Origin of the sequence: Endozoicomonas arenosclerae, assembly GCF_001562015.1 — a bacterium.
GTDB lineage: Bacteria > Pseudomonadota > Gammaproteobacteria > Pseudomonadales > Endozoicomonadaceae > Endozoicomonas_A > Endozoicomonas_A arenosclerae.
In genome coordinates this window covers 1-19,857 of record NZ_LASA01000128.1, presented here as the reverse complement: position 1 = coordinate 19,857, position 19,857 = coordinate 1, and the positions used below count along the sequence as shown (strand labels likewise).

9 protein-coding genes and 1 pseudogene are annotated in these 19,857 nt (G+C 49.8%); 8 read left to right on the top strand and 2 right to left on the bottom strand.

Annotation, left to right across the window (positions count from 1 at the left end; translation table 11 throughout):
- The coding region (locus WG89_RS31280; protein ID WP_216638507.1) for a hypothetical protein at nucleotides 1–196 on the top strand (196 nt) is incomplete at its 5' end.
- A 633-nt stretch (nucleotides 197–829) separates the two neighbouring features.
- On the opposite strand, the gene WG89_RS20165 is transcribed toward WG89_RS31280, so the two are convergent.
- A complete protein-coding gene (locus tag WG89_RS20165; protein ID WP_479686499.1) occupies nucleotides 830–1,189 on the bottom strand; it encodes an FAD assembly factor SdhE in 360 nt (119 codons plus the stop codon).
- Between the two features lie 244 nt (nucleotides 1,190–1,433).
- Here WG89_RS20165 and ygfZ point away from each other — a divergent pair, with 244 nt between their 5' ends.
- A complete protein-coding gene (ygfZ, locus tag WG89_RS20160) occupies nucleotides 1,434–2,489 on the top strand; it encodes a CAF17-like 4Fe-4S cluster assembly/insertion protein YgfZ (protein ID WP_062269186.1) in 1,056 nt (351 codons plus the stop codon).
- Nucleotides 2,490–2,549: 60 nt separating this feature from the next.
- Here the strand turns inward: ygfZ and WG89_RS20155 are convergent, their stop codons facing one another.
- A complete protein-coding gene (locus WG89_RS20155) occupies nucleotides 2,550–8,456 on the bottom strand; it encodes a transporter substrate-binding domain-containing protein (protein ID WP_062269185.1) in 5,907 nt (1,968 codons plus the stop codon).
- A 240-nt stretch (nucleotides 8,457–8,696) separates the two neighbouring features.
- Between WG89_RS20155 and WG89_RS20150 the strand changes: the two genes are divergently transcribed.
- The 6 genes and pseudogenes from WG89_RS20150 to WG89_RS20125 form a co-directional block, all read left to right on the top strand.
- Nucleotides 8,697–8,981, top strand: coding sequence for a hypothetical protein (locus tag WG89_RS20150; RefSeq protein WP_062269184.1), 285 nt, complete (start codon nucleotides 8,697–8,699; stop codon nucleotides 8,979–8,981).
- Between the two features lie 136 nt (nucleotides 8,982–9,117).
- Entirely contained in the window at nucleotides 9,118–12,441 is a 3,324-nt protein-coding gene (recC, locus tag WG89_RS20145; RefSeq protein ID WP_062269182.1) for an exodeoxyribonuclease V subunit gamma, read from the top strand.
- Entirely contained in the window at nucleotides 12,438–16,148 is a 3,711-nt protein-coding gene (recB, locus tag WG89_RS20140) for an exodeoxyribonuclease V subunit beta (RefSeq protein WP_062269180.1), read from the top strand. The genes recC and recB overlap by 4 nt, the downstream gene beginning before the upstream one ends.
- Nucleotides 16,145–18,190, top strand: coding sequence for an exodeoxyribonuclease V subunit alpha (recD, locus tag WG89_RS20135; protein ID WP_153301714.1), 2,046 nt, complete (start codon nucleotides 16,145–16,147; stop codon nucleotides 18,188–18,190). Before recB ends, recD begins: the two co-directional genes overlap by 4 nt.
- A 70-nt stretch (nucleotides 18,191–18,260) precedes the next feature.
- Nucleotides 18,261–19,583, top strand: coding sequence for a hypothetical protein (locus WG89_RS20130; RefSeq protein WP_062269176.1), 1,323 nt, complete (start codon nucleotides 18,261–18,263; stop codon nucleotides 19,581–19,583).
- 13 nt (nucleotides 19,584–19,596) lie between these two features.
- Nucleotides 19,597–19,857: pseudogene (locus WG89_RS20125) on the top strand (hypothetical protein); the annotation flags it as partial.

Sequence of the window (19,857 nt, the reverse complement as noted above, 5' to 3'; positions counted from 1 at the left end):
TTACCGTTACGAAGATATGATGACGCCCTATGAAAAGTTTGTTTCTCTGCAAGATGCCCAGCAATACTTGAAGAGCGGAGTCACCCTGAAAAGTTTGGAGGCGAAAGCGCATGTCATGACCGATAATGAAGCGGCACGAAGGCTTCAAAACGCCAGAGAGAACTTACTAACAGTCATCTATGAACGACCAGCCTGAGGCCGGAGTCATGCACTCTTCTTCAGGCTCATTTTTCAATTGGAAAATACTCGAACGATCATATTTTTTGAAACGTACTAAAGTACTATATTCTGAAAGCCCTTCCACACCTACAGAACTCCACCCAGTACAACTCCCTGCCCTTTAAAATCAGGCTCAACAATGCTTCCGTTAAGTATGCGAACACTCGTACATGGATGGATAATTTATCGACTGCTTTTTCCTGACAGCAGTAACTTTAATCGAAGCGCGTGCAATGCTCGAGGAGAGTCAGAATCTACAAAAAAATTTACAGAGTAGTTTTTGTCGTCCTCGCCTCGAAACCTTAGACACATCAGCCAGGGTAACACCAGCCATTCACCCTTAGGACAGCAAGACTGCCAACCTTTATTCGTTTTCAGAAACCAGCGATTCTTATACCAGCGAACGCTTAAAACACTACAAGGAAGTCGCTTGCTGAAGTGCAATTGATAGTAATAAGCACTGTATGCCACTAGCAAAGCGGTCAGAAAAAAGATGAAGAGAACGTTTAAAGAGGTGAGAAGCAGTGCCAGAAAAGCGAGGAGAAAACACGAAAGAGAAAGTATGAAGTGGCGAACAGAATAGCCTGCCCGCACTTCAATCAGGGTTTCATCAGCTGCTGAGGGCATCCTTCAAGCCGCTGTTCAAACCACCACGGGCATGCTGCACAACTTTATCAACCATGGCCGCCAGAGCCGGATCCTGGGGACGACCATCGCCCATAAACCAGGCGAACAGATCCGGATCCTCACAATCGATCAACTTCAGATAAACACGCTGATCTTCTTCCGACAGGCTTTTGAAAGCTTCATTGGTAAAAGGCTCGAGCAGGACATCCAGCTCCAGCATACCGCGTCGACTGTGCCACTGCAGACGTCTGAAATCATCAGCGCTCAACATTATCGGAATACTCCCTTGCTTGAGTTCGATAAACCGGGTCACAACAGCCAGTCTTGTCAACGTAACCGGCAATGACAAGTCTACTGTTATCCTGCGGCTGGCATTATACGGTTTAGTTAGGGCCCTGAATACTCTATATTATGGCAACCAACGTCCAACCCGCCTTTGCAAACCTCTCTGAGAGACAGCGAGTCTGGCAAAGGCACCAGCAATATGCCAGTTCCCCTGAATAAAGTTTTACTGGCCTGCACTGAAATCAGAACACAGTTTGAACGAACGCTGTCCAGAACCAACGAACAATTGTAGAGTATTGATCATGACCACCGATCGGGAAGAAAGGTTCCAACAATTTTTTATCGAGCGGGGCGCCCGTTATGAAAACGGCCAACTGCTTGGTTTCAGTGATAATGCTTCAACACTTGACCCCAATAGCCCCACTGTTTCTGTTCTTGACCAGAAAGCCCTGTTGAGCTTCTGTGGCCCTGACTCGCTGAAGTTTCTTCAGGGGCAGCTCACCTGTAACGTTGACTCTCTGTCCACCGACCAGTTCTCACCTGGCGCTGCCTGCACCCCGAAAGGCAGAATGTACACCAGCTTTACACTGCTCAATGCCGGTCCTGAACAATTTATGATGGCCATGGACAAAGGACTGATCGAATCCACAAAAGCGACACTGGGCAAATATGCCGTTTTCTACAAAACGGATCTGGTACCCGATGAAAAATACATCTGCCTCGGCCTGTCAGGCACAGATGCCGAACAGAAAATTGCCCAGGTATTTTCTGACGTACCCGATGGCAACAGTGCCCTGAACATCAATCAACAGGGCTGGCTCCTCAACGTTTCCGGCTCTCTTCCACGTTATCAACTCTGGATTACCCGGGAACAGCTGGAAATCATCTGGAGCAGCCTGACTGAACAGTTTAAACCTGCAGGGCAAAATCACTGGCAACTGCTGGACTGCCTTTCGGTTGAACCCAGTGTCACAGCAGCCACTGTAGACAAATACATTCCCCAGCACCTGAACCTGCCCTCACTGAAAAGCGTCAGTTTCAGAAAAGGGTGTTACACCGGACAGGAAATCGTCGCCAGAATGCAAAACCTGGGGCAACTGAAAAGCCGTTGCTACCGTCTGAGCTCAGACCAGAAACTCACTCTCGAAGCTGACACTCGTCTGTTCAACAGTGCCGGTAAAGGAATAGGTGAAGTGGTTGAGTGTGTAGAAGCGGGAGAAGGAACAGAAATTCTGGCCGTCATTCGCGTTGAAGCCGCTGAAGCGAATGATGTACACCTTGAAAGCGGAGAAGGACTTAAACTGACTTGCCATCCCCTGCCCTACGAAGTCGATCCCAAGCAGGAATTGCAGTATTAACAGATCACCGGGAGAGTCTCACTCTCCCGGCTCTTAAACTTATTAACTGTTAACTTTTTCTCAAAGCACCACTTCCGCCTGAATGTCTTCAAGAATCCGCTCAGCCTCTTCAAAATCATAAGACCGCATGCTCTTCTGAAGCCCTTCAAGCATTTGCTTGTCCGCCTTGCCTGCCAAGCCTCCAACAAGTTCTGAAAGCGATTCAGTGGCAGAAACATCCCCCTCCTGAAGCTGGGCAATCATGGCACTCAACAGATACGACAGTCGCTCCGTCTCAACCATACCTTCACCGAAGGTCTCTTCATCGACATCGTTTTCAACCAGATGCTTGAGACTTTCCATCACTTCATTGAAAGTATGCTCAAAGCTTTCAACCAATTCCTTGGAAGGTATTTCATCCTGAGTTCTTAGCGCAGCTTCCAGTCGAGCAGCCGTAATCTGTAATTGTTCCGCCCCCAGACTGCCACCGGCACCTTTGACACCATGAACAACAAAACGGGCTGTCTGCCAGTCTCGTTTATCAAGGCTGTCGAATAACTTTTGCAGATCTTCTTTCTGGTCCAGGTAGAAGTTCACCAGCAGCTGCCGGTAAAGACTGACATTGCCTCTTACCCGGCTTAAACCGTTGCGGAAGTGGATGCCTTCGAGCTTTTCAAGATCTTCTGTAGACTCACTTTCACCCTCAGACTCTGAACCTTGCTGTATTACAGCAGCATCCAGTGTCCTGCCTTCACCCTTTTCATCCAGCCATCTTGCCACCATTTCCTGCAGTTCAGCCGGATTCAACGGTTTGGAGATATGATCATTCATACCCACCTGCAGGCAGCGTTCACGATCACCGGTCATGGCGTGAGCCGTCATGGCAATAATTGGCAAATCACTATTGCCAAGATTTCGTCGTATAACCCGGGTAGCCTGGTAGCCATCCATCTGTGGCATCTGGATATCCATAAAGACGAGATCAAAGGTACGGGATTCCAGCTGATCCACAGCTTGCTGACCATTGTCGGCTAATGTAACCGTCAGCCCCATACCTTCCAGCAACTCTCTGGCCACCTGCTGGTTAATCTCATTATCTTCCACCAGCAAGATGTCGCCAGTGAACGTCTGCTTTTTGGCAATACTGTCAACACCTTTGCCAGTACCTCCTGAAGACTTGTAGTCCAGAGTCCGGAGAATGGTCTCAATCAACACTGAACTGCTGGCAGGCTTGATCAGGAAAGCATCTACCCGACCAGAAGCCCTGGCCATCACTTCTTCACGGCCATAGGCTGATACCATAATCAATGCGGGCATGGTCGCTAAATCCAGCGCCCGGATTTGTTCGGCCAGCTCAATACCATCAGTATCCGGCATTCTCCAATCCAGCAACGTCACCGAAACAGGTTCGTCGGAGTCCAGGTTATGCTTTCTGAGAACACTGAGAGCAGACTCACTGTCCTTGGCTTCCAGCGTTTCACAACCAAAGCTGTTCAGCTGGCTGACCAGTATCTGACGAGCTTCCTCTGTGTCATCGACGACAAGCACTCTTGTGCCCGCCAGAGCATGATCGGTGATACCAATAGACTCACCCAGCCCCAGCTCAACATCAAAGCGGAAGGTACTGCCGCGATCGATTTCGGATTCAACTTCAATATCACCGCTCATCATGTTCACCAGACTGCGGCAGATAGCCAGCCCCAACCCGGTACCACCAAACTTGCGTGTGGTTGACCCATCTACCTGGGAGAAGGATTCAAACAGTCTGGCCTGATGGTCGTGACTGATACCAATACCGGTATCACTGACTTCAAAACAGATTCTGGCGGTTTTCGAATTAAGCGACAGAAGTTTTACAGAGATCTTAACGGCCCCTTCATGAGTAAACTTCACCGCATTGTGGGTCAGGTTAATCAACACCTGTCCCAGGCGCAGTGGATCACCCAGAAGATGGCGGGGTACATCCGGCGCAATGTCATAGTTGAGCTCAATACCTTTTTCTTCAGCCCTGACGTTTGTGATGTCATAAACGTTGTCAAAGACATCCCCCAGGTCAAAATCAATGGTCTCCATATTGAGCTTGCCCGCCTCGATTCTGGAGAAATCGAGAATGTCATTAATGATTCCCAGCAAGGCATGGGCGGAAGATTGAATCTTGGCCACATAATCCTGTTGCTTGTTGGACATGTCCGTTTGCAGAACCAGATGGCTCAAACCAATGATGGCGTTCATCGGCGTACGGATTTCATGACTCATATTGGCCAGGAAGTTACTCTTCGCCTGGTTGGCCTGATCCGCCGCTTCCTTGGCTTTATGCAGGGTTTCTTCTGCATGCTTACGGTCGGTGATGTCACGACCGGTTGCAAAGAGGTAACCCTCTCCCTCGTACTCCATATAATTAGCGGTCACTTCAACCGGGAATACACGACCATCATGGGTTTTTCGCAGAGTTTCATAAGTCATGGCTTTGCGCATGGTCAACTGATCCCAGAGGCGCTCCCAGGAAGATTCTGTGACCGCCGGGTTGATGTCCATAATACTGAGATCCATCACCTGGTCTGTGGTATAGCCCAGAGAGCGACAAGCAGATTCATTCACATACTTATGACTGCCGTCATGACGGAACCAGTGAATATGGTCAGCAGCTCTGTCGAGCGTAAAGCGCGCCATTGAAAGCTCTCTCTCACGCTCTTTCTGCTCGGTAATATCCACCATGGTTCCCACTGCTCTCAGGGGATGGCCGCGGCTGTCTCTGAACACGACCTTACCTTTGTTACGAACGGTGGCATAACTGCCATCCTTTCGTCTCATGCGATATTCATAAACAAAGGATTCGTCAGAATGGGCAAACTGATCATTAAAGAAGTCAACGGTTATGATCTTGTCATCGGTATGGATCAGTCTTCGCCAGGCTCCCGGGGTATTTACCAGTTCACCGGAATCATAACCCAGCATGCTCTGATATCGGGGACTGAAGTAGATACGTTCATTGGCCACATCCCAGTCCCAGAGTCCGTCGGAAGCTGCATCCATAGCCAGCTGGTAACGTTCTTCACTGGCTCTCAGGGCATCTTCAGACAACTGTCGTGAACGTGCCACAGCCACGAGTTCACTGGCCCTTCGCAGCAGATCCACTTCATCGCTCAGTAACTCTTCGTCAGACTTGCGATTCAGCAATACAACGCCACCTATCTCCTCTCCAAACAAGGTCATGGTGACATTGATTCCGGAGATAGCACCTTCTTCGCAGATACTGGCCAGGGACTCACTGGCCGCCATCAGCTCATCATCCACCCAAAGCTTCAGGGCTGTAATGCCTTCTTCGGAAGGCTGTTCATTATGCCTGAGGGAATCTTTCAGCAGATTACCGAGATCCGCCAGATCAAAAGACTCCCTGCCCGTCCAGCAGTGTTCTATGGCGGCAATACCGTCAGTTTTGGAATAAACCAGAGCAATATCGTAGTTCATGAACACAGCCAGTTTGCGCAGGAAATACTGCACTGCTTCTTCCAAAGGCTTGTTCATAAACTTTCTGGAAATATCACTGAGTAATCGGTCAAGATCAGAGCGCGCTTTCAACTCTTCCTCTGCCCGCTCACGCTCACCAATCTCAAGAGTCAGCCTGCGGTTCCAGTAAATAATCAGAATCAAAGTCACAAGAACCAGCAATAAACCGATAAACAGTTCTTTATTGGGCTGCCAGCTCAACTCGGTAATAGACACCCAGCGACTGTTGATCTGAGCCTTCTCCGCCTCACTCAGACTGTCCACTGTTTTCTGAAGAATGGACCCCAATATCGGCCAGTCATTACGGCTGCCCAGGGCATATTCGTACTCGAAGCCCGCTTCACCCACCACATGAAGGTTGGTCACTTTCAAACGATCCAGCTCGAAGCTGGAAGAAGCTATGTTGGCAATCACCGCATCCAGAGCACCGCTGGACACTCTGTTGATGCCACTGCTCAGACTGGGTACCGGTTTGAAATGAATGCCAGGGTTCTTGGCCCGAAAATAATCCAGTGAAGCACTGCCTGGCACATAGCCAACATTCCGCCCTCTCAGATCCCTGATATTTTCAATGGTTTTATCCGACGTTCTGGCCAGAATGACAGAAGGCACCTTGAACAGTGGGCTGGTGAAGTCCAGATACCGACTGCGCTCATCGGTTTTTTGCACCATGCCCAACACATCGGTTTCATGGCGATAGGCTCGCCCCAGGGACTCTGTCCAGATTTTGGAAGGGCTCAGACTGAAGGTCACCCCAAGGCGACTCTCCAGCAGCCGAATGTAGTCAATGGCGATACCCTGATAATTCCCTTCTTCATCCTGGAACAGGAAGGGTGGGTTATCCGTTTGAACATCAATCCGGATTATATGATTGCGTCCCAGCCAGCGTCGCTCTTCTTCTGTCAGATTGACATTGGTCACCCCTTTGCCAAAGTAGCGATTGTCACTGTTTACGATCCAGCTTTCTTCAATGGTTCGATATTCTTCAGGAGAAATATCTCCCAGACCTTTATTGACCTGGGTAATCAACTCGTTATTTCTATCAGCGGCAACACCGGCGCCAATAGCTTCATTCATATTGAAGTATTTACTGCTGCTAACCTCACCAATCAGGCCGAGCACACCCAATGCTGATTCCACCACCACAGGCTCACCCATGAAGGCATCAATATCGCCCTTGAAAAGGCTCTGAATCAGTTCGGTTACATTATTACGAGTGACCAGGGTGACACCGAGCAACCATTTATTGACGAACTCTTCATGACTGGAGTCAGTCACTACCCCGAGCTTTCTACCTTCAAGCTCAGTGCCCAGATCATTAAGGGACTGGCTGCTGCGATAATATATTCTGGAGTTGATGCCATAGAATGGATTGGACATCCGCATCCATTCACTGCGGGCACGGGAAGGTGAAATACTGCCAAGAATATCGGCTTTACCTGCTTTCAGAGCCTGAATGGTCTCAGTGCGATCCCCCATTCTGAACCGGATAGGCGTTCCGGTTTTCTCTGACCATTTCTGCCAGATATCAACATACATCCCTGCTGGTTTGCCCAGGGCATTAACAAAAGACAAGGGGGCAGAAGCCGTCTCCAGGGCTATGACGGCTTTTCCGGAAGCGTTTCGGCCATGTCCCAGCCAGCGTTCAAACACCAGACTTTTACGGTCGTCCGGTATCATTTCCATCCCGCTCTCAATCAGAGAGCCCAGGGCCGATCGTTTACTGTTAACACCGGCAACCAGCGATACCGTAGGATCGAGGGGGGAATCATATGGCGAGTAATCCGAACTGATCCCACGGCTTTCAAGGTAATAGCCCAGAACATCAGCATTGCCGGCAAACAGTTTGACCTTTTTGGACGCAATGTCATCAATCATCAAGCGCTGATTGTCATACTCTTTAAGGCTGACATCCGGCAGCAGTTTGACGATTTTATCTCTCAGAATACCTTTACCGAGAATGGCGATCTGATTTTCGGACAGCAACTCTCCGACCGGTTTGGAGGAAATGTCATTGCGAATAAACAGTGCCCGGCGACTCTGGAGAATCTCGCGGGTCAAGACCCCTTTCTCAGAGACTTCATCTGCAGGGCCCAGCATGGCAATCACATCTATTTCGTTATTCTTGAGACGGGCCACCGCCTGCTTTCTGGCCATGGGATAGAACTGTACGGGGACCCCCACCTGCTCCGACCACTCACGCCAGAGATCAAGCACCAGACCATCGGGCTCGCCCGCGTCATTGGTAAAGGTCCATGGCAGAGAATCCTGGGTATAGGCAATCTTCAGGGGTTTGTAATACTTGGAATCTGCCTGAGGCTTGTTATCTTCAGCCCATGCGAACAATGACAAAGCCCAGAAAAAAAGCAGGCTGAAAAGGCAAAAGATAAGGCCACGTTTTCTTTTTTTTAGGGAAAAAACCGGACGACTCATGGTCAGCAGGCCATTTCCAAGCTCAAGGCTGTTAAGAGCGTTTGACATAAGAGCTCATTTTAGGTCTATACAAGGCTTAACCCGGGCATTTTACCTTGAATCATCCGGCATGCCACTGAGGGAAATACGCAATTTCACACATATGAGCCTTCAACCCTGTCGAACTAAAGCTTTGGAGCATGAGTTTAAGTAGAACGTACCAGCTTTTTTCTGGAACCTGGGCCGAAATTGTCTTAAGTCCGCCAGGCTCCTAGTATTAATGAAAGGAACAGCCATTCTGGATCAATAATGGATATTGAAAAGCAATCCCAGCAAAGCCTCGACGAGAGCAAGTGCAGCATCCTCGAAGCCCAGAACCTCATGGACAAGATGGCGGCTCTTCGGGGCAAACTGAACATCAAGGATGGCGCAGGAAGGCGCTATCTGCAAAGAATCAAACCTGATGAAGCCACCCTGAAAGCGGCCGAGAAAGAAATTGCCAGCCAGTACACGGGTAAAGGTGGCAACCCGGATCAGAAGAAAAAGAAGCGCAAGAATCTGATGAATGCCCTGCACAGGCATGGCAGAGCCTGATCAATAAAAAAACTGGCAGCTCCTCAGTTCTGCCAGAACTCTACCTCCCTCCCTGCTGTTTTCTTATTTGAGTTGACATAACCCGCCAGAGCATGAAGAGTTAGAAGCATCATTGATACAGGCTGATTCTCCTTTCGTGTTCACCATCTATCACTCCAACCAGCTTGACCTGCTGAAAGACCTGCTGATTGACCGGATTCAACGGGACCCTCTACCTAACCCACTGGAAGATGAACAGATTCTTGTTCAAAGCCCCGGTATGGCCCAGTGGCTCAGGCAGGAGCTGGCAGAGTCCATGGGCATTGCTGCTTCTCTGAATTTCCCCCTGCCCGCCAGTTTTCTCTGGGAAATGTTTGTTACAGTGCTTCCTGAAGTCCCCCGACGATCGGCCTTCAACAAGGAAGCCATGACCTGGAAGCTGATGACATTGCTGCCTGAAATGCTTGATCAGGAAGCCTTTCAGCCCCTGAGGCATTATCTTGCTGAAGACAATGATGATGTACGTTGCTACCAGCTCGCTGGCAAGGTCGCGGATATTTTTGACCAGTATCTGGTGTACCGCCCGGAGTGGATAGCCGACTGGGAACAGGGAAAGGACGATACCGCGAGAGACCAGCTATGGCAGCCTATGCTTTGGCGAGCTCTGGTTGCACGCACTGCTGACGCAGAACAATCCCACTGGCACCGTGCCAATATGCACCAAAGCTTCCTGCAGGCCCTGCAACACGGCGCTCATCAGGATAATTTACCTCGCAGGCTCTTTGTCTTTGGCATTTCCGCCCTGCCTCCACACTTTGTTGAGACCCTCAAAGCGTTGGGTCAACAAACCGATGTTCACCTGATGGTTTGTAACCCCTGCCAATACTATTGGGGGGATGAAAAAGACCCCAAATACCTGGCGAAGCTGGCAGCCCGGCTGTTTAGCAAGCAAGTCAGCAAAAAAATGGAACAGTCCGATTCAGGTTCTGTCGTACAAAATGATCTTTTTGAGACTCAGCTGGATGAGCCTCTTTCCATTGAGAACGGCAACGCGTTGCTGGCCTCTATGGGCAAGCTTGGCAGAGACTACATGCATCAGCTGCATGATTTGGAAGCCACCGAGATTATCGCTTTTGTTGAAGGACAGGAAGACTCCCTGCTCCATAGAATTCAGAAGGATATTCTGGATCTGACCAACAGAAGTCAGGAACAACCAGTGAGTTTCAATGCTGCGGATCAATCCCTGGTTTTCCATGACTGCCACAGCCCTCTTCGTGAAGTGGAGGTTCTGCACGATCAATTATTAAGACTGTTTGAACTGAACCCGGAACTGACCCCCAGAGATGTTGTCGTCATGCTACCGGATGTGGACCAATACAGCCCCTGGATTAAAGCAGTGTTTGGCGGTCTGCCCGATCACCAGAACGACTCCCGCTATATTCCTTTCGCCATTTCTGACCGAAGTGCCAGCCAGGAATTCCCGCTTTTGAAGGGGCTGCTGCAACTGCTGGATCTGGACAATCAACGTTGCGGCGCTCAGGAAATGCTGGAGCTTCTGGAAATCCCTGCCATCCAGAGGAAGTTCAAAATCGATGAAAAAGGTTTTGAACTGCTGCGTCGATGGATTAATGAATCCGGCATTCGCTGGGGTCTGAGCCCCGAGCATCAGAGTGGTTTCGGATTGCCACCAAGGGAGAGTAACTCCTGGTTGTTTGGTCTGAAGCGAATGTTGCTCGGTTACGCCCTGCCAGAAGAAAGCGGACTGTTTGCCGGTATTCTACCCATGGATTCCGCTCAGGGTATGAATGCAGTGCTGAGTGGGCAACTGGCAGCCTTTGTAGAAGAAGCATCAGAGCTGATCACCCAGCTCAATGATGCCCGTTCAATAGAAAACTGGACGCTCTTTATCAACCATATTCTGGAAAGCTTCTTTGATCCCGATGAAGAAGACGAATACGCCCTAAAGCTGGTCAGAAGTTCCCTGGAACATTTAACGGAACAGTTGAACGACGCAGAGTATGACAATGAGCTCTCCCGCCCGGTCTTACTGGATTATCTGACAGAAAGGCTCAACACGGAACGCAGCAGTCAGAAGTTTCTGTCAGGCCGGGTCAATTTCTGTACTCTGATGCCCATGCGTTCTATTCCGTTCAAGGTCGTATGCCTTCTGGGTATGAATGACGGTGCCTACCCCAGAAGCATTCCACCAGCTGGTTTTGACCTGATGACCGCCAGCCCCAGACGAGGTGACCGCTCACGCCGGGAAGATGACCGATACCTGTTTCTGGAAGCTTTATTGTCAGCTCGACAGACTTTCTATATCAGTTACACAGGACGCAACATAAAAGACAACAGTGAGCGCATACCTTCAGTACTGGTTACGGAACTTCAGGAATATTGCAGCCAGTTTTTCTCTGATGAAGAGGCTCACAAGCATCTGATCACTGAACACCGGCTGCAGCCTTTCAGTCAGGAAAACTTTACTTCTGACAGCGGCTTGTTCAGCTACGCAAAAGAGTGGCTACCAGCAGCGCTCAGCCAGACTGAAACCTCTCAGCCTTTTCTGGAGTCTGCCCTCTGCCGCCGGGAACTGCCTGAAGAGCTGGATTTACCCGAACTACTGCGTTTTCTCCGTAACCCAAGCCAATACTTCTGCAACCGTAGGCTTAAAGTCCATTTTGAGCAGGAAGACACCCTGCTGGAAGACACGGAGCCCTTTGCCCTTGATGCGCTGGATACCTATTGGTTGAAAGCTTCCATGCTGGAAACCCTGCTCACAGAAAACCGTCTTGATGACTTCACGGAAAAACTGAATGCTACGGGTACATTACCCCATGGGGCTTTTGGTGAATTATTGCTCGAAGACCAGCAAAAAGCCGTTTCCTCATTGGTTGAAAACCTTCGTGATGCCACCGCAATGCCTTCAGAGGACATTGAAGTCAACCAGACATTAGCGGGGTTAAAAGTCACTGGTTGGCTAAAACAACACTATTTATTCTCAGGTATCAATTGCTCGTCGGGACTGGTGCGATACCGCCCCGCCAAACTCAAGGCCAAAGACCGTCTGTTCGCCTGGATTGAGCATCTTTTTTATTGCACCAGTCAGGACTCACCAGGGCTTACACGACTTATGGGTCTGGATGGCGAAGTTCGATTCAATCCAATATCCGCCCAACAAGCCAGAACCTATCTGGAAGACATTGTGAGCCTTTATATTCAGGGACAAAACAGCCCGATTCCGTTCTTCCCCAATACCTCACTGGCCTGGCTGGAGAAGTCTGAAGATGAAGAAAAGGCCCAAAAAGCAGCCGAAAGCGCCTTTTACGGAGCCTATATGACCCGTGGCGAGATCGAAGATGCCTATATCCATCGAGTATTCCCAAAGCTTGAACCTGTATTCCAGGATTTCACTGATCTCAGTCGCCTGATTCTTGAACCTATGATCAAGACCATGGAAGCTGTTAAGGAGGGCGGAAAATGAACCGTTCAACGCCTGAAATACAGCAGCTGGATGCCAGGGAATTCCCATTACACGGCAATCGTCTGATTGAAGCCAGCGCCGGAACCGGCAAAACCTACACTATTGCCAATCTCTTCCTGAGACTGGTACTGGGTCATGGCCCGGAACAGAATCAGGAGCCTTCAGCTCATAAAGAGCCTTCAGCCCATAAAGAACCTTCGGCTCATCAGTGCCCTCTTACGGTAGATCAGATTCTGGTGGTGACGTTTACCGAAGCCGCCACAGAAGAACTCAGAGACCGGATAAGAGCCCGCCTCAACCAAGCCAGGGAAGCATTTGAATCCGGTCAAAGCGAAGATCCTTTCATTGAAACCCTGATGAACGATCTGGATCGACATCAGGAAAGAGCTAGCCTGTTATTGGCAGCAGAGCGGCAGATGGATGAAGCGGCTGTTTTTACCATACACGGCTTCTGTCAAAGAATGTTGAAACAACATGCCTTTGAGAGTGGCACACTGTTTTCCAATGAGTTGATTACCGATGAGTCTACTTTGCTTGAGCAGGCAGCTGCGGACTTTTGGCGAACGGAGCTTTATCCCTTAAACAAGCCTCTGGCAAGACTGGCCAGAACTTTGTGGAAGACGCCAAGTGACTTGTTGATCGCTATTCGAGGCCTGCTGGGTAAACCCGGACTGAAAGTAACCACAGGCCGAATGCCTGACACCATCGATAAATTCACTCATCAGTATGTAGAGCCCGCCCAGTCCATACGTGAGCTATGGCGTCATGAACGATATGCTATTGAAGAGCAACTGCTGTCCTGCGGACTGAAAAAAACCAGTAAACCGTTCAAACGAATCGCTGCCATGGCAGAGTTTGCCAACAGCGACGCTCTGTTTCCTGAGCTGGGGCGCAATGAAAGCTGGGAAATCTACGGCCGTGAAATTCTGGAAAAAGCCTTGTCCAAAAAAGGTGTCCTGCCGGAGCACCGCGTTTTTTCCATGATCGAAGACCTTTTATGTGAGCCTGCCAGCATTCAGGAAGCTTTCAAGAGTATGATGCTGGCCAGAGCCCTTTCAAGCATCCAACGTCGAAGGCTCAAGATTAAAAATCAAAAGCATCAGATGTCTTTTGATGACCTGTTGACCCGTCTTCATTATGCCCTACATCAGGATCAGGGTGATCAGCTTGCGACCACTTTAAGGGCTCAATTTCCGGTAGCCATGATTGACGAGTTTCAGGATACCGACCCACTGCAGTACGCCATTTTCAACCGGATTTATCCTGATCAGAGCTCTATCGAGAGAAATGCTGGTCTATTCATGATCGGTGACCCGAAACAGGCCATTTATGCCTTCCGGGGAGCCGATATATTCACTTATATGCAGGCCAGACGACAAGTATCCGCTCACTACTCTCTGGACACCAACTGGCGATCAAGCAGTGACATGGTGAACAGCGTAAATCGTATTTTTGAGTACAGCCAACTTCCATCAAGCGAACAGGATCGCTCACCATTTGTATACCAGGACATTCCCTTCTTATCCGTAAAGCCTTCACCCAAGGCCGATAATCAACGTCTATTTGAGGCGGGAGCGGAAGTCCCGGCCCTGTCAATCTGGTGGCAAGAGGGTGAAGGAACGGCGATTGGAAAAACCGATTACGAACAGACTATGACCCTGGCCACTGCTACCGAGGTGAATCGACTGCTCAGTCAGGCTCAGGCCACCTTGAGTTCTGACAGTGAAAATACACCTCTTCGTGCAGGCGACATTGCCATTCTGGTCAGAACAGGAAGGCAAGGTCTTATGATCAGGGAAGCTTTGGCTGATCAGGGCATTCCAAGCGTTTATCTCAGCAGCAGCGATTCTGTTTTCGCCTCGATGGAAGCCATTGATGCCCAACGAATTCTCACAGCCTGTTTGAATCCTGGTCATGACCGCACGTTAAGATCAGCGCTGGCAACCCCGCTGCTGAATCTCACCGCTGAAACCCTGGATGCTCTCAATGAAGACGAACAGGCCTGGGAGCAGGCTGTTGAAGAGTTTTCGGATTACCATCAGATCTGGATGAAGCAAGGCGTTCTGCCCATGCTCAGGGTTCTCATCCAAAAGCGCAAACTGGCTGAGACCCTGCTTACCAGCAATGATGGCGAAAGACGCCTGACCGACCTGCTCCATGTCGGTGAACTTCTTGCTGCTGCAAGCCTTGAACTGGAAAGCCCTCATGCCCTGTTGAGATGGCTCTCAGAACATATTCGCAAACCCGACACCAACTCTGACGAGCAACAGCTGCATCTGGAAAGTGAGCGCAACAGGGTACAGATTGTTACCATCCACAAGTCGAAAGGTTTGGAATACCCTGTCGTCTTCCTGCCCTATATTTGCAGCTTCAGAGAAGCCGGTGAACCGGTTTATCACGACAGCGAGCACACCACTCTGGATCTGTCCGGTGACGAGGAGGCCCTGATCAAGGCCGACGAAGAACGTCTCGCAGAAGACATTCGCCTTTTATATGTAGCGCTCACCCGATCGGTTCACCGCTGCTATATGGGTATGGCCCCTGTAAAGACTGGCTCTGGTCGCAAAACAGAGGTGACTGATCTGCACAGAACGGCCATCGGCTGGCTGTTAAATGGCGCAGAAGTTTTGGAGTACGATGCTTTAAAGCAGCATTTAGTGACTTTGGCTGACACCCATAAAGCGATTGAACTCAAACTTGTCGAAGATCTAGATATCCCTCCTTACCAGGAAGAAGCAGAGGCATCCCTGACGCTAGAAGCGGCAGAATTTGACGGAAGGATTCAAAAAGACTGGTGGGTAACCAGCTATTCGGCTCTCTCCAGAAACGCTCATTCCTACAAGGGGCAAGCGGCATCCCGGGAACCGGACGCTTCTCTGGAGACTGCAGGCCTTGATATTGAGGTCCTGACAGAAAATCAGGAGCCTCAGGCAGAAGCCGAGCAGCTCGACATTTTCACTTTCCCAAAGGGGGCTCGTCCCGGCACTTTTCTGCACACGCTGTTTGAGAACCTTGAACACCTTGAGCAGGGTCTTCAGTCTGATCTGTCAGACTGTTTATCTAGCTATGTGCTCCAACAACTTCAAAATGAAGGCTTTGAAGATAAATGGCAAGAGACACTGACCATTTTACTGGATGACTGTCTCCATACTCATCTGGACGACGAAGGTTTATCCCTGGCCACTCTTCCAAAGCATGCCAAAAAAGTCGAGATGGAATTCTACATGCCCATTGACCGGCTGAGAGCCTCAGAATTAAATGCCATTATTCGTTCGGAAGATACGCTGTCAGCCCAGGCCGGAGAACTGGATTTTGTCACCGTCAAAGGCATGCTTAAGGGCTTTATTGATCTGACCTTTGAATATAAAGGCCGCTGGTATGTTCTGGATTACAAATCGAACTGGCTGGGAGAACAGCTTTCTGACTATGACCGGGACAGTATGCAGTCCGTTATGATCGATCACCGATATGACCTTCAGTATCAATTGTATTCACTGGCACTGCACAGGCTTTTGAGCAGCAGATTACCGAACTACGATTTTGAACAGCATTTCGGAGGGGTTTATTACCTGTTTCTCAGAGGCATCAGAAAGAATGAACCAGGCCGGCCCGGTATTTACCATTGTCGTCCAGGCCAGACATTAATTGAAAAGCTGGACCGACTGTTTTCTGGAGATCACACCAGCCTTCAGGGAGTATCTTCATGATCTCAGCACTCAAAAAGCTCGATCAGGAAGGTCGAATTCGCCCATTGGACTACCAGTTCGCCCGATTCATTCATGAGCTGGATGATACTCCCTGCCTGGCTCTGGTGGCTGCTCTGGTGAGTTTTGAGCTGGGGCGTGGCAACCTATGTTTTGAGCTGGATCACCTGCTGAATGACACTCTGTTTGACTTAAACCGAACTGAAAGCAATCAACTCAGAATGCTGGCTAATATCGACAGTCAGTCGGCCACCGAAAAGCTGACCAGCGATCTACTGTCCAGTAAGGTCATCAGCAATGGTGGATTGAGCACACCTCTGGTTCTGGACCGCAGCAGGCTCTATCTTTACCGCTATTGGCAACATGAATGTCTGGTGGCAGAGCACCTTCTAAAAGAAACCCGACTCTTTGCGAACCTTCAGGAAACACGAGCCATTCTTGATCGACTTTTTCAAAGAAACTATCAAAGTCTTCTTGAAAACCGACCGGACACTAAAAACTCAAATGATCTTCAGGATTACCTGATCAAATGGCTGGACATTGAAAAACCTGATGGCATCGATTGGGTGACCTGCCAGCAGGTCCTCCTGTCAGCCCAGCAACCTCAAGACCTCGGCAAATTGGATCAACTCGTTCCACTTAGCCACTGCCTGAACTGGCAGAAGACCGCTGCAGCTATGGCCGCCACACAACCACTGGTGGTCATCAGTGGTGGACCAGGAACCGGTAAAACGACAACCGTCACCCGACTGCTGGCCATGCTGGTAGAAAAAGGTTTGAGCTGTGGCAAAGTACCAGACATACGTCTCGTAGCCCCTACTGGAAAAGCGTCAGCCAGACTGACTGAATCTATTGGTGGCGCACTCCCGGCCCTGAATTGCAGTGAAGAAGTCCGCAGCAAGATTCCAGATCAGGCCGGTACCATTCATCGATTACTGGGTGTGATTCCCAACCGGCCGGAATTCCGCCATAACATTAATAACCCCCTTCACCTGGATATCCTGGTAGTTGACGAAGCCTCCATGGTCGACTTGCCCCTGATGAGGCATCTTCTGGATGCCTTACCATCACATGCTCAGGTTATTCTTCTGGGGGACAGGGATCAGCTGGCCTCGGTGGATGCCGGAAGTGTACTGGGTGATATCTGTGCCGCAGCAGAAGGTGGTTACTCTGGGGATCAGGCCAACACCCTGGAACTCTTGACGGGTTTTAACCTCAAGGACTGGGCTTCAAATCAACAGTCAGAGCCTGCAGAGACCAGTAAGATTAATAACCGTTTCTGTCAGCTTCAGAAGAGCTACCGTTTTGATGCCCGTTCAGGAATTGGCACTCTGGCTAAAGCCGTGAATCGTGGCGATTTACAACAGACGGCCAATGTCTGGCAGCAGGGTTTTAATGATATCGCCCTGCACCCATTGGATGATGCTCACTATCAACAACTGATGCTACTGTGCGCCCAGGGCTATACCCCCTACCTTCAGGCCATCCATCAGCAGCAGGATGAAAAAGCGGTTCTCCACAGTTTTAATCGTTTTCGTCTGCTGTGCGCGCTGCGTGAAGGCCGCCTGGGTGTGGAAGGTTTGAACGAGGGCATTCGTCAGGCTCTGGCCCGTAAGAATCTGATTCCCTCAGAAGGTCTCTGGTATCCCGGCCGCCCGGTTCTTATCACCCGCAACGCTCACGATCTGGGTTTATACAACGGTGATATAGGCATTGCCCTGCCCGATCAATCCAGTCGGCTGAAAGTGGTATTTGAATTGCCCGACGGCAGCCTGAAACACCTGCTCCCCAGTCGTTTACCTGAACATCAGACCGTGTTTGCCATGACCATCCATAAAAGTCAGGGCTCGGAATTTCATCATACCGTAATGGCTCTCCCTGAGCAGATGACACCTGTGCTCACCCGGGAACTGGTCTATACCGGAATCACTCGGGCAAAATCAAAGCTGGACCTGTTTGCTTCCAGTTCTATTCTGGCAAAGTCGATTAATCAGAGAACTCTGCGGGCATCCGGACTTAAAGATCGGTTGTTAAACCCTCTTTAAACGTCCATGGCATATTGATAGACTGCCCCAAAGTCAAAAATAGAAAAATAACGAAGTTAAAGGGATTTCTATGGGTGTTCACCAGGTATTGGGTCATCATAATATCCAGTCACAGTCTTATGAAGGCGGCTTTTTACTCTTCGATCAGGATACCGATGGCCGTTGTGGCAAGCGGATACTGATCGATGCCCGCCTAGTCAATAAATTTTCAACTCTCATTAATAATGACAGCAAAGGCTCGCTGGTGATCCACGGCATCAAGCAGCTCAAGTCTCGTGGCGGTGGAGTTAATAGCTACAGCAGTACAGGTAAAGCTCACAAACATATGGATGTGATTGGTCATGTCATGGTGACTTATGAGATTCATCAATCGTCTCCAGATGACCCTTATGGCGGTATCCGCATTATAGATATTGACCTGGCGAACTTTGCGGGCAGCAGCAAACCGGGGTTTTATCATATGCGAGAAGGGGTAAAAGGTTGGGAAACTCCCAAAGACTCTACCACCACGATCTTTACCCAAAAAGCCGCCATCAATGGCTTGTCAGAAAATTTCGAACACGCCTCTCAAGAGATGATGCCGCAAATGCTGGAGCTGGCCTATGGTCCCCTTGATGCGCGAGGTTATGATTTTTTCTACCAGCCGAAATCCTTGCTCCATAATGGGTTAAGGTTCAGGACACCCGCCCAAAAACAGATCAATATCCATGTAGCCAGTCAATGGCTGGCTCAGGGATTGCTGAAAGCACAAAAAAAACAACAGCCCGTGGAGTGGCTGATTCATGGCAGAGGTCTCTGGCTGTTTGACAGTGCTCTGGACTTACTGGAAGGTCAAAAACTGGATCAGCACAAGATTCTAATTGCCGGAATACCCCGCTCCTATCTGGCACCGAAAATTGATCGAATGAAGCGGATGGGATTCCAGTTCCATGACGATGTCGTCAAGTTCAACAGCCACGACTGGAACTCGGTGGAGAACCGGCTGGATATTCAGGGTCGTCTGTACCAGACGATAGAATCTCTGGGAGAAGGTTATGAGGATCGGGCTGGGGGGCTCAGGCACCAGGCTAGGGATGACCGACTGAAAGCGCTCAACAGTTTAGTAGGCGCTTCCGGGTCGGGGGTGATTAGCGGTTTAATCATGGGGACTGCCCATCCTGAAGCCTTGCTGCCCGCCAGTGCGGCGGCCACGGCCTATGGCCTCTATGCGATGACCCATAAATTACGTTCCCTGCGTAATGTAGCGGGTAACCATCGCAATAATGCCAACCTGAACCCCCATATGCACCCGTTCAAAAGTCCGGCCCAGTTCAATCATCATGTAGAAAAAGCCCATGGCAGTGAAGCCAAAAGCTTCCTGGCAATGCTGGGTTTTAAAACCAGCCGATTTTAACGGAGAAGGTTTTATGTTGTGGCTGAAACGGCTGTTTGCCTCGAAACAAAGACTGGTGGGAACACCCAACTTTGACAGTGCCCCCTGGCGCACCCTGAATATTTCCGGAACCCTTGTGCGCTTTAAAAACCCACCTCAGACCTCAAGGGTGCCCAATAAATTCTGGCCAGAGCAGGTGGATCTCTACAAGGAAGATTATAGAGATTTGCAAAACGGTCGTTGGTTATCCAAAGCGGTGTTCAAAAACTTCTGGTCTTTTTCCAGTCACTTGATC

What these genes read in the sequence shown, in the direction of transcription:
- recB (WP_062269180.1), top strand. Translation starts at nt 12,438, where the DNA reads ATGAACCGTTCAACGCCTGAAATACAGCAGCTGGATGCCAGGGAATTC.
- ygfZ (WP_062269186.1), top strand. Translation starts at nt 1,434, where the DNA reads ATGACCACCGATCGGGAAGAAAGGTTCCAACAATTTTTTATCGAGCGG.
- recD (WP_153301714.1), top strand. Translation starts at nt 16,145, where the DNA reads ATGATCTCAGCACTCAAAAAGCTCGATCAGGAAGGTCGAATTCGCCCA.
- WG89_RS20155 (WP_062269185.1), bottom strand. Translation starts at nt 8,456, where the DNA reads ATGTCAAACGCTCTTAACAGCCTTGAGCTTGGAAATGGCCTGCTGACC.
- WG89_RS20130 (WP_062269176.1), top strand. Translation starts at nt 18,261, where the DNA reads ATGGGTGTTCACCAGGTATTGGGTCATCATAATATCCAGTCACAGTCT.
- WG89_RS20150 (WP_062269184.1), top strand. Translation starts at nt 8,697, where the DNA reads ATGGATATTGAAAAGCAATCCCAGCAAAGCCTCGACGAGAGCAAGTGC.